The organism is Sneathiella litorea (genome assembly GCF_009882915.1).
Classification (GTDB): domain Bacteria; phylum Pseudomonadota; class Alphaproteobacteria; order Sneathiellales; family Sneathiellaceae; genus Sneathiella; species Sneathiella litorea.
The window spans coordinates 1,132,289-1,157,746 of sequence record NZ_WTUW01000001.1 but is presented as its reverse complement, the minus strand read 5'-3'; the positions used below and the strand labels follow the sequence as shown (position 1 = coordinate 1,157,746).

The following is a 25,458-nucleotide window of genomic DNA, read 5'->3' as shown; positions in this document are numbered from 1 at the left end:
GTGCAATATGGACCGGATCATGACAGGTAAGGATGAAGCTATCCGAATTTCAATGTGGTCCGGACCAAGAAATATTTCCACAGCGATGATGCGATCCTTCGGTAGTCGGCCCGAATGTCAGGCTGTGGACGAGCCCTTCTACGCCTATTATCTTGCGACAAGCGGCCTCAAGCATCCCATGTATAAGGAAGTGATCGCAAGCCAGCCGACGGACTGGAAAGTGGTCGCGGGGGATCTGAACGCGTCTCGTCCAGCGGGAAGTATGCTCTACATCAAGCATATGACGCATCACATGCTTCCAGAAGTCGACCTTGGCTTTTTGGTGAAACATCGCAACTGCTTTCTTATCCGAGATCCCAAGAGGGTTATTGCGTCCTATGCTGCCAAATGGGACCGGATTTCAACGGAAGATATTGGCATCAAACGGCAGCTCGAAATATTCAGGGCCATTGAAAAACTCACTGGTCAAACACCTGTCGTCGTTGAGGCAGAAGACATCCTGAAAAACCCAGCTGAGATGCTGAAAAAGCTATGCAATGCCCTTGATATTCCCTGGCAGCAGAGAATGCTTGGCTGGCCGAAAGGGCGGCGGCCGGAAGATGGGATCTGGGCAGAACATTGGTACGCTTCCGTTGAAGACTCGACCGGTTTCGCCCCATACGAAGAGCGCGATATCGTCTTGAAACCAGAGTTGGAAGGGTTACTGGCAGAGCAGTTGCCCTATTTTGAAGCGCTCCGCTCCCATAAAATTTAGGATTTGTTCACCGCCTTCTTCACAGCAAAATCAAGTTTTCGCATCCAGTCTTTCACACGCGCTTCATTGACGCCGAAATCGCGATAGCCATAATGAGCTCGACTAAAAACAGCCAAGGTCGATTCTTCACCACCCAGATCAATAAAGCGGACCGTAATTGTATCAGGATAGCCAATCAGCTTGGAATATTGCACATAGTCAGTCTGCAGGTCCTTATTGATTTCCAGGCTACCGATTTTCTCGGTTCTTGGTTCAGCAAGGACAACGGCCTCAAACATCTCGGCCAATTCAGCTGAACTGATTTCGAAAATCGGACTAATGGTTTTTGGGGGATAAAGGCAGTAATCCGGCGGCGACATCAAGTAGGTATTTGGTTTGCGTGGCCTCTGTAGAGATGAAAAATCCAGCTGCGGCCTCTGGACATTCTTTAAAAGTTTCTTCAACATTATCTTACTCGCTTTGTAAAAAACCTTATAATCCCTAATTAAACACGGAGATTAGCGAACTATAGCAAGAAAGTTCAAATAAATACGATGCTTGTGCGAGAAGAATTTAATCGAGAACGGATAGATAACCTCATTCGGGAGGCAAACCGCCACGGATCTTTTCATGCCCTGTCTCACGAGGAGCGCGAGGCTACCCGCCATGCGTTTCTATCTAACATTGTAAAAGATGATGGGTTGTGGGTATTCGGTTATGGATCCCTCTTGTGGAACCCGGCGTTTCACTTCACGGAGTGGCAGCCCGCGCGTTTATTCGGATTTCGCCGGCGCTTTTGTTTGCAGGCATCTATTGGTCGAGGCAGTCCGGAAAAGCCTGGCTTGATGCTCGCCCTCGATCATGGGGGCTCCTGCAAAGGTCGGGCGTTTCACATCGCACCGGAAAAGATTGATAGCGAGACGGATATCCTGTGGATGCGGGAAATGGTCTCAGGGGCATATAATGCCCGGCATATTCATATTCAGTTGCCAGACAGAAAGGTAAAAGGCCTGACTTTCGTCATTAATCGATCCCACCCACGCTATGTTTCGAATATCGGTATGGAAGAAACCGTGCAATTGCTTGCCTCTGGTGAAGGGCACCTTGGCACCTGTCGCGACTATCTCAATAATACCATTGCTCATCTGGATGAGATGAATGTGCAAGACCGCTATCTACACGAAATCCAGCAAAAAATGAGAAAGCTTGATCATCAGAACGACATCGCCTAACAATCTGCGGGTACGTTTTTATTACGTGAGTCACATGCTTTGAAAACCGATATTTCCACCGCCCTGCCGCCTGTTTTCGTCATCAACCGGCCAAAAGACCAACAGCGCCGGGCTGATATGACGGAACGTCTTGCAAAAGTCGGATTGACCCCAATCTTTTTTGAGGCCGTTGATGGCTATCAACTCGATATTCCAAATCTTGCTGACTATGACGGCGAAAAGCGCCGCCGCTATTTCGGGAAGGATTTAAAGGCAGGGGAAATTGGCTGCCTGCTCTCCCACCGGGCAATTTATGAAAAAATGGTGACGGACAAAATTCCATGCGCGCTCATACTGGAAGATGATGTTTTTCTTGCTGATAATTTCAAGGACGTCATTGAGGATCTTCAAGGGTGCAGCGTCCCATGGGACCTGATCCGCTTTGTCGGCCATGGCAAGGTTTTCGATATTGGCTATCGTTCTCTTGCCTCTCTACGCCATGGCTACGACATAACGCGCGTCCCGACATCCCCCAGTGGGGCCTATGCCTATCTGCTGACCCAAGAGGCTGCAAAACGTCTGCTTCACTTCATGCACCGAAACTGGATACCCGTGGATATTATTCATAGTCGTGCCTGGCAAACATGCCTGGAAACCTTACTTATTCACCCATCTCCAGTTACCCCTGATTTGGAGGGGCCCTCTACCATCGGGGATGCGCGCTTCGACAATTCAAAGCAGATCCGCGGACTTACGAAGCTGCTCCACCCGTTTTGCCGGTGTTGGTACAAGCTGAGTAACGGAGCAGGAAAGAGAATTGTTTATTTTCTAAGCTGGTTCCGTGACCGCAAATATTTGTCCAATTAGATAACAATAACGGCCAGCGAATTAAGTGATTCTGCAATTCCAGACTAAATCGGCAACAGTCCTGAGATCAGAAGAGCAATGCTTGTAAGCAACCCCATCACCGGTACCCAGAGGGGCACGACAAATACGCCTTCTGTAGGCTGTGGAGCTGTCATTTTCAGGCGGATCAGGGCGAGATTCACTAATGAAAAAACTAACAGGACAATTGAAGACGTCGCTTCGGCCAATTGATCAATGGGCAGTAGCGTCGCGAATAAGAGCACCAACGCGACAATTATAGCGGTCGCGGTAAGTGGCGTCCTCGTCACCGGATTAACAATTGAAAGGAAAGACGGCAGGCTTTTCTGTTTAGAGAGACCATAAATTACCCGGGACGCCATGATAATCTGAATCAGCACCCCATTGGTTGTTGCTATGATGGCAATAAGTCGAAAAATTCCTGATGCGGTACTTCCCGCTTTCTCAAAGACAAGAGCGAGCGGTGCGGCAGAGCTGGAAAGCTCCGCCATGGGAACCACGAGGACGACAACAGACACTACAAGAAAGTAGAGGACTGTCGCGACCACGAGGGTAAGAATAATTCCACGCGGCAATGTTCGATGGGGTTCGACAACTTCCTCCGCGACATTCGCGATATCTTCAAAACCCACAAAAGCAAAAAAAGCGAGCAAGCTTGCAGAAATAATGCCGCCCCAGACAACCCCTTCCAAGGGAGGGAACAAGGTCCCGACTTTCGAAATAATAGCTGGGTCAGAACTGATGCCAAAGTAAATTACAAAGCCTAATCCTGCGATTTCAACTATCGTAAAAACGGCGGCGATGAACACAGATTCCAAAATTCCCCATGCAGCAATAACCCCGACAATCAGTATTATAGCGATCGATAGAAAGGTCTGTGATAACGGAACAATCTCGCCGATATAGGCCGCAGCTCCGATTGAAACTGCGGCTGATGAGACAATTCCCGATGCCGCAACCAACAATCCAACGATTAACGTCAGACTGTTAGAATTAAAACCCGCTCGCACGTAAGCTGCTTCCCCTGCACTAACAGGATGGCGGGTCGATAATTCGGCATAAGCAAAACCGGTAAAAGCAACAACTGTCGCGGCGATGAGAAAAGATACCGGGGCGTATACTCCGGCTCGAGCGGCAGTCGTTCCCACCAGCACATATATTCCAGCGCCGATCGTAACGCCAAGGCCGTACAGGATCAGAAGAGGCAGCGTAAGCTTGCGCTTCAGACTTACCTCATGTGTTACCGGGCCGCTTCCTTCCGCATCGAGCATAGTATACCTTTATGTTTTGTAGTTGATGACAATCAACGGTGTATTTGGCGGTGTTACTGAACGAATAACAACGGATGTCGGCTTACTATCAGGGATTCCAGATGGGCAGGGTTTTCCAGAAATATCCCTCCTGTCTTCAAAACAACAACACAATCATCAGGAGATAAAAACCTCATAACTCTAGCACCATCTTCAGCGACATTTGGTCCGATTTTAATCTGGGTGCGACCTTCAGCAGTTTTCATAGTTTCCTCAGCAAACTGCTCAATAATTTCTCGGAGTTCCTGACATTCCTGATCGTTTAAGGCATACGGAAGAAGTGTAATATTTTCCGGCTTTACCCCGAGAAGCGTTGTCACTGTCCGCACTCCTAACTTCGCGGCTTCAACAGAATCGCATATTACGGTTACGAAAGACGTTAGACGCTTGCCTCCCTTCAGCAGTAGTGTCGGACACAAGTTTGCAACTGCGCTGCGTCGATTGGTGCGATGACCGCGATAGGTTCGGCTATGCAGTCGGCCTGTGCTTTCAATTATGACCAAATCGGCGTCATTAGAGGTTTCCTCCTCAGTACGCCAGGTATCACCACGAACGGACCTGAACCCGATCGTCACCTTCTGGCGGTTACCTGCCCGCTCAAGCTGTCGCCTGACAGATCGCGCCATCGCACGGAGCTGACTTTCAAGTGTAAGCAGGTCCAATGGATGCGCAGTTGGCGAGGAAAGACGAAATTCATGTATGAACTCAAGTTCCCCAACAGCAACAAGGTCCGTATCCTCAATAAAAAGCCCATGCAGCTCGCCGCCGAGGCGGGCGGCAATTTCGACGGCCGCTCCAACCGTGTCCTGACAGAGCGTTGCCGCATCAATCTGAAGCAATACCCGGCGATATTTGCGGCTTGAAGGTTCAGCCATCGCCTGCCCCCGACATTTTGTCCTCACCCCCAGATTTTACATATTGCCGCGCCGACTCAGCAAAAACCTCAAGCCGCGCCTTGACCCGACCGTTGACTGATTCTGGTGGATAGTTGCCGGCTGCATCCAGTTCTCCGGCCTGTATACCTGTTAAAATCTCGATTCCCTGATCAATGCTCGTAACAGAATAAATATGAAACTGGCCTTTCTCTGCGGCGGCCACAACCTCATCTTTAAGCATTAGATGCTTGACGTTTGATTCCGGGATGAGCACGCCCTGATCGCCAGTCAGCCCACGGAAGTTGCAAAGATCAAAAAAGCCTTCAATCTTTTCGTTTACACCGCCAATTGCCTGAACCTCACCAAATTGATTAACCGATCCGGTTACGGCCAGGGACTGCTTAATCGGAGTATTTGAAAGCGCCGATAAAAGCGCATAAAGCTCAGTCGAGGAAGCGCTGTCGCCATCGACCCCGCCATAGGATTGCTCAAAGACCAGACTCGCATTCAGAGATAGTGGTCTATTATTGGTATAACGGGCCGCCAGAAAATTCGAGAGGATCAATACTCCTTTTGAATGAAGTGGGCCGCCAAGTTCTACTTCGCGCTCGATATCGATGACCCGCCCTCGTCCAAGATGTACCCTCGCTGTAATCCTGCTAGGGCGGCCAAACGCAAAATCGCCAAGTTGCAGAACCGACAACCCGTTGATCTGCCCAACCTTGGCGTCAGAAGTATCCAGCATCATCGTCCCACGCTGAAACTGTTCCTGTGTGCGTTCACGCATCCGGTCCGACCGATGAATATGGGCCTTTACTGCATGTTTTACATCTTGAGCTTCAATACGCGGCGCAGAGCGGGACGCAGCCCAATAATCCGCTTCTGACAACAGGTCAGAAAGAGAGCGTGTATGGCTGGACAGGCGCTCCGTATCCGAGGTGAGGCGGGTCATCCGCTCCATAACCTGTTCAACAGCGCTACGGTGCAGCGGCATTAACTGCTTTTTCCGCGCCTCAGTCGCAATAAATTGGGCATATAGAGAAATCGCCTCGTCCGTGACAGGCACGCGATCATCAAAGTCAACAGGCACTTTGAACAGGTTATTAAAATCGTGATCATTCTGGCTGAGCAGATAGTAAAGCGTCGGATCCCCAATCAGGATTACTTTTATATCGAGCGGGATCGGTTCAGGCTGCAAGGTTACCATGCTGCCGAGCGACATCATTTGAGAAAGCGTCTCAACCCTGATTTCCCGGCTGCGTAACTCACGTTTCAATGTTTCCCAAGCATAGGGCTGAAAGACCAGGCGCCGGGCATCCAAGATGAGATAGCCACCGTTCGCCTGATGTAAGGCTCCAGGCTTTATCAGGCGAAAATCAGTCACCAGAGAACCAAATTCGGAACGATGCTCTATCCGGCCAAGCAGATTTTCGACTGTTGGATTATCTTCATAAACAATCGGTGCGCCGCCATCGGCTTTATGGCTTATAAGAACATTGACTTGGCAATTTCCGATAACGCGTTCCTGCTGCATCAGAAAATCTGCAGCCATGCGGGCGGGAATTGTTTCCGCCGCTTCGTCCTTGCTCAGGCGGAAAACGTCACTGTGATTGATGATATAGTCCTGGACTTCATCAAAGAATACAAGCACTGCCGTGCAGTCTCGCCATTTTTCCCTAATCTCATCAATCAAATGATCAACTGTAAAGCTTGTTACCTCCCGGTTTAACTTCACAATTTCACGCCGTTGCTCACGTTCAAGTTCAGGTAACATTCTGACAACTGCTTGCAGGTCAACTTCCAGCTCACTGATGTCTTTCTTAACTTGCTCCTGCTCTTCAGTTGGCAGCTTTGAAAAGGCTTCTGGATTAAGGACTTTTCCTTCGCGCGAGGGTGCCAGGGCGAGCCCCATGGGAGTGCGGACAATCGCGACATTTTTCTCACCCGCCTTCTTATGAAGATTCTCGAAAGCTTCTTCCTGCTTTAGCTTAAACTGTTCGACAATGACATCGAGCCGGGTGCGATAGTCCTCACTTTCATAGGCGGCAGAGATCACGACACGAACTTCCGCCGTCAGATTTTCCATTTGTCTCGCCAGATCTTTTGCACGACCAGCAGGAAGGCGTAGCATTTTAGGATGATCCGGCGTTGTAAAATTATTCACATAACACCAATCATCCGGGACCGGCTTGGCCGCAGCTTCCGGTTCAAGATAACGACGGATTATTTCAGTCTTGCCCGATCCGGAGGGGCCAAAGGCAAATAGGTTGAACCCTTGATGACGCACGCCTATGCCAAAACGAATAGCCTCAACAGCACGATCCTGACCTAAAGGTTCACGTAGATCCTCCAACTCGGATGTATCCGTAAACCCAAGTGCCTCAAGATTATATCTGCGGCATAATTGCGAAGCTGGCAATGCTTTACTACCCACCATCGAACAATCCTTTATATCTGCCTAATGTTCTAATATTAGCATATTATCTGTAGCCCTAATTGAGACAAATCAAATCAGGGAGGAGAATCCGGTATTTCGGGATGTATCTTGCAAAGTGGTCTTTGAAAATCCGCTCGACAGCCCGTAATTAAAGTGCGAACCTTTCTCGAATGGTTGTCGTCCTGAATGTGATCGGGAACCAATAGTCGCGGAAATACGGGTTATTTCATAACGACAGGGAGGAAAATTACATGATAAAATTACAGAAACTTACGGCAGGCATCATTTTCTGCCTGACAGCGTCTGTTATGACGTTACCTTCATTACAGGCACTTGCTGAAACACCACCGGATATGCTGGTTATCGCCAACCGGATAGATGACATAACAACTCTGGATCCTGCTGAGTCCTTTGAATTTGCTGGAAGTGACGTTATTCGTAACGTCTATGGTCGGCTAGTCAATTTTGATCCGCTCAACCTGGAAAAAGGTTATGAGCCGGACCTCGCGGAGAGCTGGACGGTATCCGAAGACGGTAAAACCATTACCTTTACGATGCGTGAAGGCGTAAAATTTCATTCTGGCAACCCGGTTACGGCTGAAGACGTTGAATTTTCCCTGCGGCGCGCCGTGATTCTTGCAAAAACACCGTCCTTTATTCTGACACAGTTCGGCTTCACTCCGGAAAATGTCAGCGAGACGATTGTTGCCGATGGAAATACGATCCGTATCACAACTGACAAAAAATATGCGACTTCCTTTGTTCTCAACTGCCTGACCGCCACAATTGGCGGCATTGTTGATAAAAAGCTGGTGATGGAACATGAAGAGGGCGACGACCTTGGCAATAACTGGCTGAAAACCAACTCGGCAGGTTCCGGCGCCTATAGGGTGGTGAGCTGGAAACCCAGCGAGTCTGTCACCCTCCAGGCAAATGAGAATTTCTTCCGTGGGGCACCGGCCATGAAGCGGGTAATTGTCCGCCATATCCAGGAAAGCGCAACCCAGCGTCTGCTGCTTGAAAAGGGAGACATTGATATCGCCCGCAACCTCAATCCCGAGGATATTGCCGGTATTTCAGGCAAGGAAGGCATTACCGTTGACAGCGAGCTTCGTGGCCGCCTCATGTATATTTCGCTCAATCAGAGTCACCCGGTTCTATCGAAGCCAAAAGTCGTTGAAGCGATCAAGTATCTTATCGACTATACCGGAATGCAGGACAGCTTCCTGAAGGGACAATATACTGTTCATCAATCCTTCCTGCCAAAGACCTATCTCGGTGCGATCGAGGATAAGCCTTACAGCTTTAACCTTGAGAAAGCCAAGGCATTGCTGAAAGAAGCTGGTGTTGAAAGCCTTGAGATTGAAGCCGGCGTTCGTGAGGCGCAGGAACGTGTCGAAATCGCTCAATCCTTGCAGAACACTTTCGCCCAAGCTGGTATTAAGCTCAACATCACGATCGGAACCGGCAAGCAGACGCTCACCCGATACCGCGCCCGGGATCTTGACCTTTATGTCGGTGCCTGGGGCCCCGATTATCCAGATCCACAGACAAATGCCGGCACGTTCGCCTACAATCCCGACAATTCCGAAGAGGCAAAAGCAACCGGCCTCCTTGCCTGGCGGAATGCCTGGGATCCGGGTGACCTGACGGCCAAGACCGAAGCCGCCGTCATCGAGGGGGATCGTGAAGTCCGCAAAAAAATGTATGAAGATATACAGCGTGAGTTCCAGGCCCGAGCCCCCTTCGCAATTATGTTCCAGAAAATTGAGCAAACGGGCCGCAAGAGTAATGTGAAGAACCTCAATCTTGGCGGCGCAATAACAGCCGTCGCCTACTGGCCTGTTACCAAGTAACCGGATTATTGATGACCATACAGGCGGAACCAGGAAAAGGGCGGCGGAAGTCGCCCTTCTCTACCTTCACGATATCGACATTTAAAACCATCGGTACAATTCTGGTGACTATGCTAGGGCTTTTGTTCGTCACCTTTATCATTGGTCGCGTCATGCCGATTGACCCTGTAATCTCAATTGTCGGAGAGCGGGCAAGCAAGGAAACCTACGATGCGGCTTATCGCGCGATGGGACTTGATAAACCCGTTATTATCCAGTTTTTCTATTATATCCGGGATATTCTTCAGGGCGACTTTGGGCAATCCCTGCTGAATGCACGACCCGTCGCAGAAGATATCAAGCGCGTCTTCCCGGCAACTCTTGAACTGGCTACCCTCGGCACGCTTATCGGGGTTATTATTGGTGTCCCGTTAGGCGTTCTTGCCGCGGTTAATCGTGGCAGCTGGATAGACCAGATCGCCCGGTTTGTCGCGCTTGTCGGTTATTCAATGCCAATATTCTGGCTGGGTCTTGTCGGACTACTTATATTCTATGGAATTTTGGGCTGGGTTGGCGGCCCTGGCCGAGTAGGGATTTTCTACGTCGATGTGGTGCCATCCGTTTCGGGAATGATCCTTGTCGACAGCCTGCTTGATGGCAATTGGACAGTCTTCAAGGATGCCATGAGCCATATCATCCTGCCCGCATCGCTCCTCGGCTATTACAGTCTCGCTTACATCAGCCGAATGACGCGTTCATTCATGCTGGAGCAGATGAATTCGGAATACATAACAACAGCACGCGTCAAGGGTTTATCCGAATGGACAGTTATCTGGCGTCACGCCTTCGGTAACATAAAGGTGCAACTAATCACTGTCATTGCATTGAGCTATGCCGGCCTTCTCGAAGGCTCAGTTCTAACAGAAATTATTTTCGCTTGGCCCGGGATTGGTTCCTATATCACCACAGCTCTTCTTTCCGCCGATATGAACGCCGTGCTGGGGGGTACAGTTGTCGTTGGTCTCGTTTTCGTATGCCTGAATGTCTTCTCCGACCTTCTCTATAAGTTCTTTGACCCGAGGGCAAAATGAGTATTTTTAGTACGCCCCATGAAAATCATTCGAGTTGGCGCCGTTGGCTTTTAACAGATACGCCCACGTCCCGAAACCATGCACGTGTTGCCTCCTTTTACCAGGGTTGGCTTTCCTTCAAGAGCAACCCGATGGCGATGTTCGGTCTCCTGATCCTTGTTTTTCTGGCTTTTGTCGCGATTTTTGCCCCCATCCTTGCGCCCCATGATCCCTTTACACAAGACCTTTCAAACCGCCTTGCACCGCTAGCATCAGAAGGCCATTTTCTGGGAACTGACTCGCTTGGCCGCGATATTCTAAGTCGTCTTATTTATGGCGCACGGATCACATTATACATTGTCCTGCTGGTTGCCCTGATAGCCCCTGTCGCCGGGCTTTTTGTCGGAACTGTCGCAGGATATACCGGAGGCTGGGTGGATGCGATCCTGATGCGGATTACAGATATTTTCCTCGCCTTTCCGCGCCTTGTCCTGGCGCTTGCCTTTGTGGCGGCCCTTGGCGCCGGTATCGAAAATGCTGTTATCGCCATCTCCCTGACAGCTTGGCCACCCTACGCCCGCATCGCCCGGGCCGAGACTCTTACTATTCGAAACTCTGATTATATCAGTGCAGTAAAACTACAGGGAGCCGGGCCTTTGCGCATTATAATGCGTCATATTTGGCCACTGTGTATTTCCTCGCTGATTGTCCGGGTAACGCTGGATATGGCCGGGATCATTCTAGCAGCAGCCGGACTGGGTTTTCTCGGGCTCGGGGCACAGCCACCTTCTCCGGAATGGGGCGCAATGATATCAGAAGGGCGGAAATTCATACTCGATCATTGGTGGGTTGCGACAATACCAGGGCTTGCGATTTTTATGGTCAGTCTCGCCTTTAATCTGCTTGGTGATGGATTACGCGATGTGCTTGATCCCAAGGATAGTGGCTCATGACCCGGCTGGAAGTGGAAAACCTCTGGGTAAAGTTCCCCACACGAAATGGCATTTTCGATGCAGTGCGTGGTGTTTCCTTCTCGCTAGGAGAGGAACGGCTTGGCATTGTCGGTGAGTCAGGATCGGGGAAGTCAATGACCGGGCGTGCCATTCTGCGGCTCATTCGCAAACCCGGAGAAGTGACGGCAAACCATATTTCACTTGATGGTGAAGATTTGTTGCAGCTGAGTGAACGGGAAATGCGCCGAATACGCGGGCAACGGATTTCCATGATTATGCAGGACCCGAAATTCTCGCTCAATCCTGTGATGACCGTGGGAGAGCAAATGTTGGAGTCTTATGCTCAACAGGCAAAGGGAACACGACAGCAGGCGAAAGATAAAGTGCTTGAGATGCTGGAAGCTGTGGCGATCCGCGATCCTCTCAGGGTTATTAACGCCTATCCACACGAACTTTCCGGCGGCATGGGACAACGTATCATGATTGCGATGATGCTAATCCCGGACCCCGACATCCTGATTGCCGATGAACCAACTTCCGCGTTGGATGTATCTGTTCAGACGCAAGTCCTGAATATACTTGATAAGCTGGTCCGGGATCGCGGAATGGGTCTGATTTTCATCAGTCATGACCTCAATCTCGTCTCGGCCTTTTGCGACCGTGTCCTGATCATGTATTCCGGGCGGATCGTTGAGGCCTGCGCAGCAGATAAACTGCACGAGGCAACACATCCGTATACCCAAGGCCTCCTTAAATCCCTGCCTCGCCTTGATGCTCCTCAGGAACGACTGCAAGTGCTCGATCGTGATCCAGCCTGGGCCAAAGCAGATAGCGTGAGCGGTATCCGATGAGCGGGATTATCATTGATAAGCTAAACGTCTGGTTTGACACACCAGAGGCACGTGTCAATGCCGTAAAAAATGTAAACCTGCGTGTTGAAAAAGGACAGAGCGTTGGCCTTGTCGGCGAAAGCGGATCCGGCAAGTCGACCATTCTGAGAGCCCTAACCGGCCTCATCCCAACCTGGTCGGGCAGTATGGAAGTAGCAGATGAAAAGCTTGGCCGAAAGCGCAGCCACCGTTTCTACAAAAAAGTCCAAATGGTGTTTCAGGATCCATACGCCTCCCTCCATCCGCGTCATTCGGTAGACCAGGTTTTAAGTGAAACACTACGATTACATGGCTTTAGCGATATTGACCAGCGCATCAGCAAACTATTGAGCGATGTTGGGCTCGGACCGGCCTTTCGCTTTCGCTACCCTCATCAGCTTTCAGGCGGACAACGACAGCGCGTCGCCATCGCACGCGCTCTTGCGCCAGAACCTGAAATCTTGCTACTCGACGAACCAACGTCCGCATTGGATGTTTCCGTGCAGGCGGAAATACTTAACCTGCTTGTTGATCTGCGCCTAGAACACGGGCTTACTTATCTGATGGTCTCTCATGATCTGGCCGTTATAGGGCATATGTGCGAGTATATCGCAGTTATGCAGCTAGGTGAGATCGTTGAAATTATGCCGGTTAAGGAAATGCGTGAGCTACGTCCAACACATCCGTACTCACGTCATCTTCTTGAAAGTTCTCTTGGCTACAAAAGCGAAGACAACAGCGTCCAATAGCAGACGCAGTGGCAAAGAGCGACGTTGTTGATACTGATCAATGCTGCGATGAAAAAAGCGGACGGTCGCCACAGAAATCCGAAGCGGTCGCGCATCAACAGATTGTCCATGGCGTCACTGGTCTTGATTGGCATCGAGTTGATGCAAGCGGAATTGAATTAAATAGCTTACGACAGGTTCTGGAAATACCCGAATTATCAGTAATTGACTGAAACCCCTACTGGTTCGAATATCTAATGGGAGATCAGCTCAGGTTAATCATCCTTTGGGGTCGCTTTATCAAGATTCTTAGGGGCAAAAACATCGCCGAAGGCACCCTTGCCTGGACTCTCGGCTGGTTTTTCTGTCTCGGATTTGGGTGCCGCTTTATCCAGGTTACCAGGATCAAAGACGTTACCGAACGCGCCTTTTCCAGGGCTTTGTGTTACCGGCGCATCGGATTTTATATCGCCTGAGCTATCCGGGCTCTTAAGCTGTTTTTGTTGTAATTCCAATTGGCGCTTTGCCCGGATTTCCTTGATACGCTCTTCCTGGATGAGACGTTTTTGTTCACGAACATCCATTTTGCAGACACCTGGACTGTAACTCTGTGAAAACCATATAGTCGACGCGCCACCAAGCGCCAATAGAACAAGAATGATGGCAGCGGGATTACCACGAAATATTTTTGGCAGCTGAAAGCCACCGGAAACCGCCGCGACAGGAGCGCCGTTTGCCAACGCTAACTGTTGACGCCGGCGATATATTTCATGGATGAGCGCACCGATAATGGTTAGCACGATAATAATAAAGGCAAGTGCGGATATTGATGGATTTATTCCGTACCGGACCTTCTGCGCAAGCTCAATTGTCAACGTCGGAAACTTGCCGAAGGTAAAGGTTGTTGTGTTGTAATTCTCAAAAGACGCGAGAAAAGCAAGGACCGCGGCAGAGCCTATGGCAGGCTTCATGAAAGGTAGTAATATTTTCCGAAACGCCTGTACAGGAGTAGCTCCAAGGTCGAGCGCCGCCTCAGTCAATCCGGTATCGAAACGTTGCAGCCGCGCAATAAAGACAAGCATGCAATAGGATGCGATAAAGGTAGATTGACCCAGAATTGTAAGAAAGATGCCGTTATGCAGTATGCCACCTGTGCTCATGCCGAGCATAATGCTGATCCGATCCCAGAACACGAGTGTAGAGATACCGAGTACGACGCCTGGGATCAGGATCGGTGCTATCACGATGGTGTAATAGGTCGCCCGTAGTTTTGGCCAAATCTGCGTCAGCATCAAGGCGCCTGAAAGGCCCATGATAACTGACAGGATAACGGTACCAACCCCGACAATAAGACTATTCTCAATCCCAGTCAAAATTCGTTCATCCCGTGCGAGCACGTCAAACCATTCGAAAGTCAGGCATTCCCATGGCGTCATTTTGGGAAAGGATGGGGAGTTAAAAGCTGTAATGCTCATAACAATGAGCGGGCCAAGCAAATAGCCAAAAAAGACGACGAGATAGGCTCCTATTAAAAGTCTCGGAAGAAGACTATTGGTCCTCATTTGCCAATATCCCCAATTTTCACTTTAAAGAGGCGCATCATGCCAAGAACAATGACAATACAGGCGACGAGAAGGACAACGGCAAAGGCCGCACCACGCGGCCAGTTGCCGCCCGTGTTAAACCATTGATAGATGATTTGTGTAAACCAAAGACTAGAGGGTCCGCCCAATATTTGTGGCGCTGCCAAGGCGCCGGCAGATAACATGAAAACCATGGTGCAACCCGATGATATACCGGGCTTGGCGTAAGGAATGACGACCCGCCAATGTATGCGCCACCAGGAGGCGCCCATGTCCCGCGCTGCCTCAATCTGGTTTCGGTCGAGACTTTCAATCACGTTATATATCGGGAAAATCATCAACAGGATGTAGGCGTACCCGAGACCCGCATAGAGCGCAACATTTGCCCGGATAAAATCGATCGGGTCACTGATCAATCCCATGGTCAGCATCACTTCATTAATAAGCCCGCTGTCGCCGAAAATGATGCGAAAGGCGAAGGCACGCAAAATCTCGTTTATCCAGTAAGGGATGATCAACAGCAAGACCAGAAGCCGAATAAAGCCACCGCCCTTCGATTGGCCGAGATAGTAGGCAAGCGGATAGCATAGAATAAGATCAAGGATCGTGACGAAAAAGGCAGCCAGCAACGTCCTTCCAAAAACGCCGAGATCTACAACATTGTAAGATGTATCCGCGCCCGGTGCACCGAGAACCAGATATTTATAATGTTCGATGGTATAGGTATCTTTCGGCCCTCCCATTTCCGGTGGCGGCAAATGGTGGCGGAAAGAAAAATCAAGCATGGAGAGTTGCGGCAGAATAATCAGAATCACAACCCAGAACAACACAGCCACCAACAGGAAGGTACCAAGCCCGATCCCGTTTTTGACAAAATAATCTCGGAACAGCTGCGCAATGTTCATTGTTCCATCCTATTCGCTGGCGAGTTCACCGGCTGGCAAGACGACAGCCTGATCAGGCATATATTCAAGCGTCAGATTATTGTCTTCTGCTGATTGACGTTGTTTGCCAACATTGACGAGCGACATCTTGATTTCCTTGCCTTCCGCCCCCTCCAGGAAAACATTATAAATCTGCCCCTCAAATTCTTCATGCTTGACCCTTGCCGTAAAACGATTTGCAGCCGGCGAGATATCTTCAGCAATATTACAGGCCTCTGGGCGAATGAACATCATTGCAGAATCGCCGACATTCATTTTTCCTTGGGCCGACGTTGCAATACGTGCAAGCAGTTCGCCAGTACGATTTGTGCTCACAAGGGCCATATCCCCATCAATGGATTTGATTTTGCCGCGAAAGACATTGTTTTCCCCGACAAAAGACGCGACAAAGGGCGTCGCCGGATCATTATAAACCGAATGCCCGGTGCCGATCTGGTCAATAATGCCTGCCCGCATCACCGCCACATTGTCGGACATGGTCAGGGCTTCACCCTGATCATGGGTTATATAGATGAAAGTGATACCGACACGCTGCTGAATTTCACGAAGCTCCGTCCGCATATGCTGCCGAAGCTTTAGATCCAGCGCGGAAAGCGGCTCATCGAGCAATAATACATCGGGCTCCGCACAAAGCGCCCGCGCTATCGCGACCCGTTGTTTCTGCCCACCTGAAAGCTCGGAAGGGAGCTTATCTCCCTGATCAGGCAGCGCAATCATATCAAGAAGTTCGTCAGCCCTTTTGCGCCGTTCGGCCTTGCTTGCTCCCTTCACTTCCATGGAAAATGTAATATTCTCCCATACTTTCATGAGAGGAAAGAGAGCTAAATTCTGGAAGATAAGGGCAGTTGGCCTTTTGTTTGGCCCGATCCCGGCCATATCCTTGCCGCCGATCCTGACCTTGCCGTCGCTTGGCTCCAGAAAGCCGGATACAGAGCGCAGGATTGTCGTTTTTCCGCAGCCAGACGGCCCAAGAAACGAGAAAAACTCCCCACCCTTGATATTTACATTAGCTTCACGAACAGCAACAAAATCACCAAACCGGATCCAGACATTTTCCAGATCGACATCAACCCCTTTTGTCATGGATCATCCCCATTTGGCACCCTCTTTCATCAAAACTCCCTCGATCTGAAGAAAATTAGCGGGAAGTGCACCGGGCTCCCTATTGGAGCCCGGCGTATTAAATCTCAATTTACGAGCTCTTGAACTTATTGACATACTCTGTACGAACAGCGGCATACCAGGGAGCTTGCGGTGGCCAGGGGTTCAGATTGTTAAGGGAATCGCCAGGGTAAGCATCAGAAAAGTTCTTCTTATACGCATCCCCTGCGTATTGATCAGCACCCAAAACCGGCGAATTATAGCCATGAGAATCAATAGCCTTACCTGCATTTTTCGGATCATAGGAGAATTTAATGAACTCATAGATCTGATCCATATTCTTCGCACCGATCGGCAATGACATACCATCGACCCAGGCCATCGATCCTTCTATCGGTGCCTGATACATGATCGGATCACCAGCTGTCTTCAGTGACATAGGCGGACCGTCCCACGTCTGGCCAACGATAACACCTTCGTTCAGCAGGCCATTCTTTTGTGTATCCGCATCATTCCAAAGAAGCTTGATGTTCTTTTTGCGAGCGATACACCAATCCGTCACTTTTTCCCAGATTGGCCGCATGGTTTCCTCTGATTCATACGCCTTCCACATGTCGCCAGGGTTAAGCTCTCCTATCGTTTCCATATAGAGCCCGGCGCAAAGCATCATGGAATGCGGACGGCCCATCGTTTTACCGGCATTTTCATCTGCCCAAACATCCCCATAACTTGGCGCGTCACCTGCTGGCGCCCATTTATCTGTTCGCCAGGCAATGCCCTCCGTTCCCCAGATATGAGGAAGCCAATGGGAACCTTTACCACCGAAATCCCAATCCTTGGTCCCGATGGCAGTCATTGCCGGATTAACCTTGTCAACAGGAGCCCGGCTCAAGTCCCAAGGTTGCAGCAATTCTAGAGGGGCCCATTCCAGACCCTGGTTATTTGTCGGCGATACAATGTCAAAGCCCTGACCTTTGTTCGCTTTCATCTTGTTGATAATTTCTTCATTCGAGCCAATACCGGTGTAATTGACCTTGATACCCGTTTCTTTTTCAAAATCGGCGATAAAAGGTTCCGGCAGGTAATCTGACCACATAAGGATATTAATTTCTCCCGAAGAGGAGAACGCATTTTTGACAAATGCTGGGCCGGCCGCGGTAAAAGCACCGACGGCCGTCGCGGTTTGAAGGACATTCCGGCGACTCACTTTTTGGGCGGTCACCTTATCAACAATAGCGGATTTCTGTGATTGCTCTGTCATATTATTTTCCCTTGTGTGGTAAGTTGCGGGGTCTTCAATAAATGAACGGATATAGCAACAGTATTATTACAAATAGACTACAGCAGAAATTTCAAGGTCAGCACTCCTATATGCATAGAAATCTGAAACAACAGTATTTCAAAGTATATTTATCGCGTAAATGCCTATTTACATTGCGACACAACAAAGGAGAACTAAACGAGGTGCTTCAAGGATTGAATCTCGCACATTTTTTTTATTATAGGAATGATAAACTTGCGATGTAGCAATGTAAAATCAAGCCTGGAAAACAAGGGACCGAGTTATCTCTATGCAAGAGTCTCCATTGCGGTCGCCGCAATCTCAAAAGCGCGCAGGCGCGCCTGATGGTCAAAAATCTGAGCTGTCAGAATAATTTCATCAGCATCCGTTTCAGCCTTGAATTCCCGTAACCGCTCCGACACATCTGTCGCATCGCCACGAGCAGTATATGTCATGAACCGGGATATGGCTGCATTTTCCTGGGGACCAAGCCGATCAGCAAAACCTTTTACGGGAGGCGGTAGCTTGATTGGCATACCACGCGCCAGCCCCAATACGCCTTGCATCAAAGACGTTACGATAAAGTCAGCTTCTTCGCGCGTATCTGCAGCCTGCAGGTTCATTGCCGCCATGACATAGGGCTTATCGAGTTGTGCTGACGGTTTGAAATTCTGCCGATAGACATGAAGCGCGTGACGCAAATCCGTCGGCGCAAAATGCGATGCAAAGGCGTAAGGCAGGCCAAAATGAGCCGCCAGTTCCGCACCATAAAGACTGGAACCCAAAATCCAGAGCGGAACCTTCAAGCCAGCACCTGGCACAGCCTGAATTTTCTGGCCTGGCTCCAGGTCAGCAAAATACTGCTGCAGTTCCAGCACATCTCGAGGAAAGCTATCTACATTGGCGTTCAGTGTCCGGCGCAACGCCTGCGCGGTCAGACCGTCAGTCCCCGGCGCACGTCCGAGGCCAAGATCAATCCGGTCGGGATACAGGGACGCAAGCGTTCCGAACTGTTCTGCAATAACCAACGGTGCATGATTAGGTAGCATAACGCCACCGGAACCGATCCGAATTGTTTTCGTATGCGCGCCGACATGGGAAAGCAGAACTGCGGTCGCAGCACTCGCGATCCCCGGAATATTATGATGTTCCGCCAACCAGTAGCGCTTGTATCCAAGACTCTCTGCAAGCTGTGCAATTTCTACTGAATTTTTGAACGATTGCGTGGCATCACTTCCCTCTGTAATCGGGGCGAGGTCCAGCACGGACAATTGGGTCATAGGGTTACACCATTCTTGTTTTTCATGAGTTCTGCTGCCCGGTTGCTTCGATGGGTGGCTAGATACAGGTTAGTTTCGCTCGCGTTAATTCCATCAATTTTTCGGAGCTGCCTCAACACCTTGTCCAGGTCCGACAATGTCTCGGCGCCAAATTCGACGATAAGGTCCCAACGGCCATTTGTCGAATGGATCGCTTGTATTTCTGGAAACCCGCGTAAACGTGAGATTATTCGTTCATCTCCCTTGCCCTCGACCTCTATTAAAGTAACACCCCGGACTGGAAAATCCGCCATATCCTCTTTCAGGATCACGGTAAAGCCGAGAATCTCCTCATCTGTCATCAACCTATCCAACCGTGCACGCACCGTCGCGCGTGACAGATTGAGCCTTAAAGCAAGCTCCGAGATCGACGCACGTGCGTTTTGTCGCAAAGCCGCTACCAGTTTCTGATCAGATTTATCCATAATGAAAGATTTAATATATCACTCTGGTAATTACAACGCCCAATTTTATCATATTATGGCGTTGTTTCCGCCATTTATTTTAATGATATAATCACTATGGATAATTTCTCGCCGGAGAATAGGTGAAATAGTGGAAAAATCAATTTTGCTCGTTGGCGTTCCGACGGACTATGGTAGTCGCCGTTCGGGGTGTCTGATGGGCCCAGACGCCTTAAGAGCCGCAAATATTACAACAAGATTATCTCGCCTAGGCTATGAGGTACTGGATACTGGAAATATTTCTCTAGCCCCAACAGAAGACATTCTCCATCCAAACCCAAAAATCCATCATCTCGCCGACTACGCCGCCTTAATTACTGAATTAGACCAGTACTGCCAAAGTATGATTAAGGATCACCACATTCCTGTATTTATGGGAGGTGACCATTGCATGGCCGCAGGTATCTTGCCTGCCCTTGCTCGCGCGAGTCGGAAAGCAGGCCAGGAACAGTTCCTGCTTTGGCTTGATGCCCATACAGATTTCCAAACACTGGAGAGTACAGATACCGGTAATCTTCACGGCACCCCCGTAACCTATATTATCGGCGACCCAAGCTTTGATGGCGTTATTTCACGACCGGACGTGACCATCAAACCGGAGAATATTTGCATGATGGGCATCCGCTCAGTCGATCCAGCAGAACAGGAACGTATTGCCCGCACAGAGATCGATGTACATGACATGCGGTCGATTGACGAGTTCGGCGTAGCATCCCCGCTACGCCGATTTATTGATCGCGTTCAAAAAGCGTCAGGCCGTCTCCATGTCAGCCTGGATGTGGATTTTCTTGACCCAGATATTGCCCCCGCCGTCGGTACTACGGTTTCTGGTGGCGTCAATTATCGGGAAGCCCACCTGATAATGGAAATTCTTTACGATAGTGGCCTGGTTACCTCACTCGACATCGCAGAACTTAATCCCTTTCTAGATGAACGGGGGCGGACCAGCAAACTGATCGTTGATCTTGTTGCCAGCCTGTTTGGCCAGCGTGTCCTAGATATCCACCTAAAGAGCATATAGTCATGACTATCCATCCCCCGAAAGACATCAATATCGTTCCCTTTGTCAGTGTCGACAACATGATGAAATTAGTGCTGAATGTTGGTATTGAGACTTTTCTTATGGAATTAGCCGGTTTCATCGAAGAAGATTTCAAACGCTGGGAGCTTTTTGACAAAACGCCACGCGTTGCCTCCCACTCCCCAAAAGGTGTCATAGAGTTGATGCCGACGAGTGATGGAGAGGTCTATGGCTTTAAGTATGTTAATGGACACCCAAAAAATACCCGGGATGGCCTGCAGACTGTCACCGGCTTCGGGATGTTATCAAATGTTGACAATGGTTATCCATTACTGCTCTCGGAAATGACAATTCTAACGGCCCTTCGTACAGCGGCGACCTCCGCACTCGCCGCAAGGTATCTTGCGCCCGCAGGAGCCAATTGCATGGCTATTATTGGCAATGGCGCCCAATCGGAATTTCAGGCCATGGCATTCAAGGCCCTTCTTAACGTCAATAAATTGCGGCTTTTCGATATCGATTCGCGCGCAACTGAGAAATGCATACACAACCTCGCCGGCAAGGGATTTGACATTACATTCTGCAAAACAGCGGAGGAGGCTGTCGAAGGCGCACAAATCGTCACAACCGTCACCGCAGACAAGCAATATGCGACAATCCTGACCGATAATATGGTTGGTGCGGGTATTCATATAAATGCGGTTGGCGGCGACTGTCCGGGGAAAACGGAACTACACCCGGATATTTTACTCCGCTCGGATATATTCGTTGAGTATCCGCCGCAAACGCGGATTGAAGGGGAAATCCAGCAACTTTCTGATAATCATCCCGTAACGGAGCTTTGGCGTGTCATTTCTGGCAAGGAAAAAGCACGGTTACGGCCTGATCAGACAACGCTGTTTGACTCGGTCGGTTTTGCCACAGAAGACTTTTCCGCCCTTCGGTATGTTCGCAGTAAATTACCTGGCACAACCTATTTTGACAGCCTTGACATGCTGGCGGACCCTGATGACCCCCGCGATTTGTTCGGCATGTTGCTGCGTGCGGCCCAAACCCCGTAACGCAGAAGTGTTGCCGCGCGATCCATTTCATCTTGTAATATGCAGGATAGATAGATACTGTCTGGGCAACTTTTTTTACTAGGATATAAAGACGATTTTCAGATCATCAGAGTCGGAACGGGCCGCAACGCTCTCATCCGATAAAACGCATGCAAATATTCTCCCTCCAAGAGAGTACGACAAACATTGGGCTAAAGTTGCTCGAACCTATGCCAAACCAGACACGAAGCGCAGCGTCCTACAATTACTGAACACTATCGTGCCGCTTATCGCTCTTTGGGCGACGATGATTGTGCTCGTCGATGATATCTATTGGTTAGCCTTATTGCTGTCCATTCCTGCCGCAGCCTTTACAGTGCGGCTGTTTATAATTCAACATGATTGCGGCCATCATGCCTTTTTCCGGTCGCCGCGCCTTAATGACCTTGTCGGCCGGTTGATTGGCGTTATCACGCTCACACCCCATGAGTACTGGCGGCGTTCCCATAACACTCATCACGCTACATGCGGAAATCTGGAAAAGCGCGGCATTGGCGATATAAGCGTTTTGACTGTTGCCGAGTATCAGGCGTTAAGTGGCTGGCAGCGTTTTCTTTATCGCGTTTACAGGACGCCAGCGGTGATGTTTGGCATTGGTCCTATGTATCTGTTTGTTGTCAAATACAGGTTACCGCTAGACCTGGTCCGACAGCGTCCAGGATTGCTGGTCGGGATCATGGGTACTAACCTTGGAATTGCAGCAATAATTCTGGCTCTTGGCTTTAACTTCGGGTTCCTTGACATTCTGTTAGTGCAGTTACCAATCATCCTGTTATCTTCTACTGCCGGTGTCTGGCTTTTCTATGTACAACACCAATTTGAAGAAACTTATTGGCGACATAAGAAAAACTGGAACATTCACGAAGCCTCGGTTATGGCGAGCAGCTATTATGATCTCCCTCAGCCTCTTCGTTGGTTCTCCGGAAACATAGGAATTCATCATATTCATCACCTTTCCTGCCGTATCCCGAATTACCATCTTGGAGAGTGCCTTGCAGAAATTCCTGCGCTTAAATCTCTGAACCGTATCAGCTTGCGGGAAAGCTTTGCCTGTTTACGGCTCGCGCTCTGGGATGAAAACACACAGCGTCTGGTCTCCTTTAAGTGCGTTCGAAAGCTTTCGACCTCGTCATAAGCGGCGATCGACCTCCCTTTTGAGCAACGCCAAAAATACCTATTGAATTTATCTGCATATGCAGATATATAGTCGATATGACCGAAAATACGGACCGTGAATTCAAGTCTACCTGCAGCGCGTCGCTCTTTCGTAAAGCCGCGCGCCGCATTACGCAGATTTATGATCAACTGCTGGAACCCTATGGCTTAACGATTACACAGTATGGGTTGCTTGGTCACCTGAAACATTTTGACGGCATCAGCGTTGGCGCCCTTGCTGAAAAACTCGTGATGGATCCAACTACTCTAACCCGGAATTTACGTCCGCTTGAAAGGAAAGGTTATGTCACGCTCACCCAGGATGACAAGGATCGACGCAGCCGCAATTTGAACCTTACGGACTCTGGACGGAAGATATTTTCCGCGGCACGACCGGGATGGGAAGCCGCGCAGGAGAGAATAGAAAATGTTCTTGGATCGGAAGACAGCAGCCTGTTGGCCTCGAAAATAGATCGCATGATCGAAGACCTTAGGGATTGAATTTTTTTAGCCATATATCTGCATATACAGCCAATATAGAAAGAATCGCCGATGACAACTGAAACCTCATCTCCTGCTGTTGCTGCCAGCCCCAATGCTCTGCTAACGGCGCCAATCCTTGGCACTTTGGCGCGGCTTAGTGTTCCCAATATTCTTGCGATGTCAGCCGCAGCAGTTGTTGCTATCGCGGAAACCGCTTACGCTGGGCAACTCGGCATTTCCGCTTTGGCCGGACTTGCCCTTGTTTTTCCTATGGTCATGCTTCAGCAGATGATGTCAGCGGGCGCGATGGGAGGAGGCGTTTCCTCCGCCATCAGTCGGGCTCTCGGTGCAAACGATGACCGGCGCGCCGAGCAACTTGCCTTTCATGCAGTAATCATTGGCGCGCTGGCCGGCCTCCTTTTCGGTGTCTTCTTTCTGTTGTGTGGCGAGTATGTCTATCGGCTCCTTGGGGGAAATGGTGTGGTTATCACCGAGGCGCTGGCATATTCCAATATCGTTTTTCTCGGAGCGATTGGCCTTTGGCTGACCAATACGCTTGCGTCCATCATTCGCGGCGCGGGCGACATGAAAGTCCCGTCAATTACCTTGCTTGCCGTCGCGTTATCACAGTTTTTACTCGCTGGTGCATTCGGACTCGGTTGGGGCCCTTTTCCGGCCCTGGGTATGGCGGGAATTGGCCTCGGTCTGGTTATTGCCTTCAGCGTCTCTACCCTTTTCCTTTTGTGGTATCTGGTCTCCGGCCGGGCGCGGGTTAAACTGACGGTAAGAGGCATCAAGCTTAAGACGGAGATGTTTCAGGATATCCTCAAAGTTGGTGCGATTTCCTGCATTTCCCCTTTGCAGACTGTTCTCACTGTCCTCATCCTGACTCGGCTGATCTCGGAATTCGGTGTTGGGGCTTTGGCGGGATACGGGATTGGGGCTAGGTTGGAATTCCTGTTAGTCCCCATCGCCTTTGCCATAGGTGTTGCCTGCGTCCCGATGGTCGGCATGGCCATTGGCGCGAATAATGTCGCCCGGGCGCGGAAGGTGGCATGGACTGGTGGCATTTGCGCCGGAATATTGATTGGGTCTATTGGCTTCTTGGTCGCCCTTTTTCCCGACATCTGGACAGGAATGTTTACGGATGTTCAACCTGTCATGAAATCTGCGGGGCTGTATTTTGCCTGGGTCGGTCCTTTCTATGGTCTGTTTGGTCTCGGGTTGTGCCTTTACTTTTCCTCGCAAGGCGCGGGCAAGGTCCTCGGTCCCGTTATCGCCGGCACAATTCGCCTTGTCGTTGTTGCGCTGGGCGGCTGGATTCTGGCAACAAACGCCATGCCCGAATGGACGATCTTTGCGCTGATTGGGGGTGCGATGGCAATTTATGGTGCGGCAACCGCGCTGGCTGTATATGTTGTACGCTGGTAACCCAAAAAAACAATTTGTGATACGTCCGGCTGATCCTGCCGACGTTGCGGGACAGTTTGCATGATTTCATTTTTCCTGGCCGTTTTCTTTCTGGTCATAACTCCCGGACCGGGTGTTCTTTCAACTGCCGGGGTTGGCTCTGCCTTTGGGCGCGCGGCGGGCATTCGTTATGTGACTGGCCTTTTTGTTGGTAATAACCTCGTGGCTCTTGCCGTTGTGTCTGGCCTGGCGGCAATCGTTCTTGCCGTACCGGTCGTCCGGAATATCCTGCTGGTGTTGTCTCTTGTTTATCTGCTCTATCTCGCATTTCGTATCGCTACGGCAGGCGCCAAGATCGCCTTTATTGAATCCGCACGGCAGCCAGGCATTTTTGCAGGTATTGCCCTGCAACTGATTAACCCCAAGGCCTATGCCGTCAACACGACCCTGTTTACTGGATTTCCGTTCTTTGCTGATGCGCTTGCCTGGGAAACAATCCTCAAATTCGCTCTTCTCAATGCCATTTGGATTCCGGTTCATTTTATTTGGCTCACAGCGGGGATCATGGTCAAGCAACTTAACTTGGCCCCTAATATCCAGTTCAGAATTAATCTGTTGATGGCTACAGCAATGCTCGCTGTTGTTGCCCTTGCCCTCTTTGCTAATTTCTAGGCACACCGCTCCTTCGGG

General features: G+C 49.9%; 25 protein-coding genes. 15 read left to right on the top strand and 10 right to left on the bottom strand.

The features are described 5' to 3' along the window. Positions 1–19: 19 nt before the first annotated feature. Positions 20–754, top strand: coding sequence for a sulfotransferase-like domain-containing protein (locus GQE98_RS05580; RefSeq protein ID WP_202526100.1), 735 nt, complete (start codon positions 20–22; stop codon positions 752–754). On the opposite strand, the gene GQE98_RS05575 is transcribed toward GQE98_RS05580, so the two are convergent. Then, entirely contained in the window at positions 751–1,200 is a 450-nt protein-coding gene (locus GQE98_RS05575; protein WP_161314629.1) for a DUF1499 domain-containing protein, read from the bottom strand. The genes GQE98_RS05580 and GQE98_RS05575 overlap by 4 nt on opposite strands. Positions 1,201–1,287: 87 nt before the next feature. Between GQE98_RS05575 and GQE98_RS05570 the strand changes: the two genes are divergently transcribed. After that, positions 1,288–1,965: a gamma-glutamylcyclotransferase gene (locus GQE98_RS05570; protein ID WP_161314628.1), complete on the top strand. Its 678-nt coding sequence runs from the start codon at positions 1,288–1,290 to the stop codon at positions 1,963–1,965. 39 nt (positions 1,966–2,004) lie between these two features. Continuing rightward, positions 2,005–2,811 (top strand): glycosyltransferase family 25 protein, encoded by an 807-nt coding sequence (locus tag GQE98_RS05565; RefSeq protein WP_161314627.1) that lies wholly within the window; start codon positions 2,005–2,007, stop codon positions 2,809–2,811. A 44-nt stretch (positions 2,812–2,855) separates the two neighbouring features. Here GQE98_RS05565 and GQE98_RS05560 read toward each other — a convergent pair whose 3' ends face one another. The 3 genes from GQE98_RS05560 to GQE98_RS05550 are packed head-to-tail and all read right to left on the bottom strand — an operon-like array spanning position 2,856 to position 7,451. Next, on the bottom strand, positions 2,856–4,100 hold the full coding sequence (locus tag GQE98_RS05560) for an APC family permease (RefSeq protein ID WP_161314626.1): 1,245 nt from the start codon (positions 4,098–4,100) through the stop codon (positions 2,856–2,858). Positions 4,101–4,153: 53 nt separating this feature from the next. Then, a complete protein-coding gene (locus tag GQE98_RS05555; protein ID WP_161314625.1) occupies positions 4,154–5,014 on the bottom strand; it encodes a universal stress protein in 861 nt (286 codons plus the stop codon). Continuing rightward, positions 5,007–7,451, bottom strand: a complete 2,445-nt coding sequence (locus GQE98_RS05550) for a Lon protease family protein (protein ID WP_161314624.1) — start codon at positions 7,449–7,451, stop codon at positions 5,007–5,009. Before GQE98_RS05550 ends, GQE98_RS05555 begins: the two co-directional genes overlap by 8 nt. Before the next feature lie 308 nt (positions 7,452–7,759). Between GQE98_RS05550 and GQE98_RS05545 the strand changes: the two genes are divergently transcribed. From GQE98_RS05545 to GQE98_RS05520, 6 genes are read left to right on the top strand one after another with little or no spacing between them, the layout of a single operon-like run. Further along, positions 7,760–9,307, top strand: a complete 1,548-nt coding sequence (locus GQE98_RS05545) for an ABC transporter substrate-binding protein (RefSeq protein ID WP_343044161.1) — start codon at positions 7,760–7,762, stop codon at positions 9,305–9,307. An 11-nt stretch (positions 9,308–9,318) separates the two neighbouring features. Next, positions 9,319–10,377 carry an ABC transporter permease gene (locus GQE98_RS05540; RefSeq protein ID WP_161314623.1) on the top strand — a complete coding sequence of 353 codons (1,059 nt, stop codon included), beginning with the start codon at positions 9,319–9,321 and terminating at the stop codon, positions 10,375–10,377. Further along, the gene (nikC, locus tag GQE98_RS05535; protein WP_161314622.1) at positions 10,374–11,309 is read left to right on the top strand and encodes a nickel transporter permease; all 936 of its coding nucleotides are present in this window, start codon (positions 10,374–10,376) and stop codon (positions 11,307–11,309) included. The genes GQE98_RS05540 and nikC overlap by 4 nt, the downstream gene beginning before the upstream one ends. After that, positions 11,306–12,160, top strand: a complete 855-nt coding sequence (locus GQE98_RS05530) for an ABC transporter ATP-binding protein (protein WP_161314621.1) — start codon at positions 11,306–11,308, stop codon at positions 12,158–12,160. The genes nikC and GQE98_RS05530 overlap by 4 nt, the downstream gene beginning before the upstream one ends. After that, positions 12,157–12,927 carry an ABC transporter ATP-binding protein gene (locus GQE98_RS05525; protein ID WP_161314620.1) on the top strand — a complete coding sequence of 257 codons (771 nt, stop codon included), beginning with the start codon at positions 12,157–12,159 and terminating at the stop codon, positions 12,925–12,927. Before GQE98_RS05530 ends, GQE98_RS05525 begins: the two co-directional genes overlap by 4 nt. An 8-nt stretch (positions 12,928–12,935) precedes the next feature. Then, positions 12,936–13,139: a hypothetical protein gene (locus GQE98_RS05520; protein ID WP_161314619.1), complete on the top strand. Its 204-nt coding sequence runs from the start codon at positions 12,936–12,938 to the stop codon at positions 13,137–13,139. A gap of 42 nt (positions 13,140–13,181) precedes the next feature. On the opposite strand, the gene GQE98_RS05515 is transcribed toward GQE98_RS05520, so the two are convergent. The 6 genes from GQE98_RS05515 to GQE98_RS05490 form a co-directional block, all read right to left on the bottom strand. After that, the gene (locus GQE98_RS05515) at positions 13,182–14,468 is read right to left on the bottom strand and encodes an ABC transporter permease (RefSeq protein ID WP_161314618.1); all 1,287 of its coding nucleotides are present in this window, start codon (positions 14,466–14,468) and stop codon (positions 13,182–13,184) included. Next, positions 14,465–15,394 (bottom strand): ABC transporter permease, encoded by a 930-nt coding sequence (locus tag GQE98_RS05510; protein WP_161314617.1) that lies wholly within the window; start codon positions 15,392–15,394, stop codon positions 14,465–14,467. Before GQE98_RS05510 ends, GQE98_RS05515 begins: the two co-directional genes overlap by 4 nt. Before the next feature lie 9 nt (positions 15,395–15,403). Continuing rightward, positions 15,404–16,516, bottom strand: a complete 1,113-nt coding sequence (locus GQE98_RS05505) for an ABC transporter ATP-binding protein (protein WP_161314616.1) — start codon at positions 16,514–16,516, stop codon at positions 15,404–15,406. 109 nt (positions 16,517–16,625) lie between these two features. Further along, on the bottom strand, positions 16,626–17,795 hold the full coding sequence (locus tag GQE98_RS05500) for an extracellular solute-binding protein (protein ID WP_202526098.1): 1,170 nt from the start codon (positions 17,793–17,795) through the stop codon (positions 16,626–16,628). Between the two features lie 308 nt (positions 17,796–18,103). After that, positions 18,104–19,096, bottom strand: a complete 993-nt coding sequence (locus GQE98_RS05495; RefSeq protein WP_161314615.1) for an LLM class flavin-dependent oxidoreductase — start codon at positions 19,094–19,096, stop codon at positions 18,104–18,106. Then, complete coding sequence (locus GQE98_RS05490) at positions 19,093–19,560, bottom strand: Lrp/AsnC family transcriptional regulator (RefSeq protein WP_161314614.1); 468 nt, start codon at positions 19,558–19,560, stop codon at positions 19,093–19,095. The genes GQE98_RS05495 and GQE98_RS05490 overlap by 4 nt, the downstream gene beginning before the upstream one ends. A gap of 130 nt (positions 19,561–19,690) precedes the next feature. On the opposite strand from GQE98_RS05490, the gene rocF reads away from it, so the two are divergent. The 6 genes from rocF to GQE98_RS05460 all read left to right on the top strand — a co-directional run bounded on the left by rocF (position 19,691) and on the right by GQE98_RS05460 (position 25,440). Further along, on the top strand, positions 19,691–20,620 hold the full coding sequence (gene rocF / locus GQE98_RS05485; protein WP_161314613.1) for an arginase: 930 nt from the start codon (positions 19,691–19,693) through the stop codon (positions 20,618–20,620). Between the two features lie 2 nt (positions 20,621–20,622). Next, the gene (locus tag GQE98_RS05480; RefSeq protein WP_161314612.1) at positions 20,623–21,681 is read left to right on the top strand and encodes an ornithine cyclodeaminase; all 1,059 of its coding nucleotides are present in this window, start codon (positions 20,623–20,625) and stop codon (positions 21,679–21,681) included. A 259-nt stretch (positions 21,682–21,940) separates the two neighbouring features. After that, a complete protein-coding gene (locus tag GQE98_RS05475; RefSeq protein WP_202526097.1) occupies positions 21,941–22,855 on the top strand; it encodes a fatty acid desaturase in 915 nt (304 codons plus the stop codon). A 77-nt stretch (positions 22,856–22,932) separates the two neighbouring features. Beyond that, entirely contained in the window at positions 22,933–23,376 is a 444-nt protein-coding gene (locus GQE98_RS05470; protein ID WP_161314611.1) for a MarR family winged helix-turn-helix transcriptional regulator, read from the top strand. A gap of 51 nt (positions 23,377–23,427) precedes the next feature. After that, positions 23,428–24,789, top strand: coding sequence for an MATE family efflux transporter (locus GQE98_RS05465; protein ID WP_161314610.1), 1,362 nt, complete (start codon positions 23,428–23,430; stop codon positions 24,787–24,789). Positions 24,790–24,849: 60 nt separating this feature from the next. Then, positions 24,850–25,440 carry a LysE family translocator gene (locus GQE98_RS05460; protein WP_161314609.1) on the top strand — a complete coding sequence of 197 codons (591 nt, stop codon included), beginning with the start codon at positions 24,850–24,852 and terminating at the stop codon, positions 25,438–25,440. Positions 25,441–25,458: the final 18 nt, after the last annotated feature.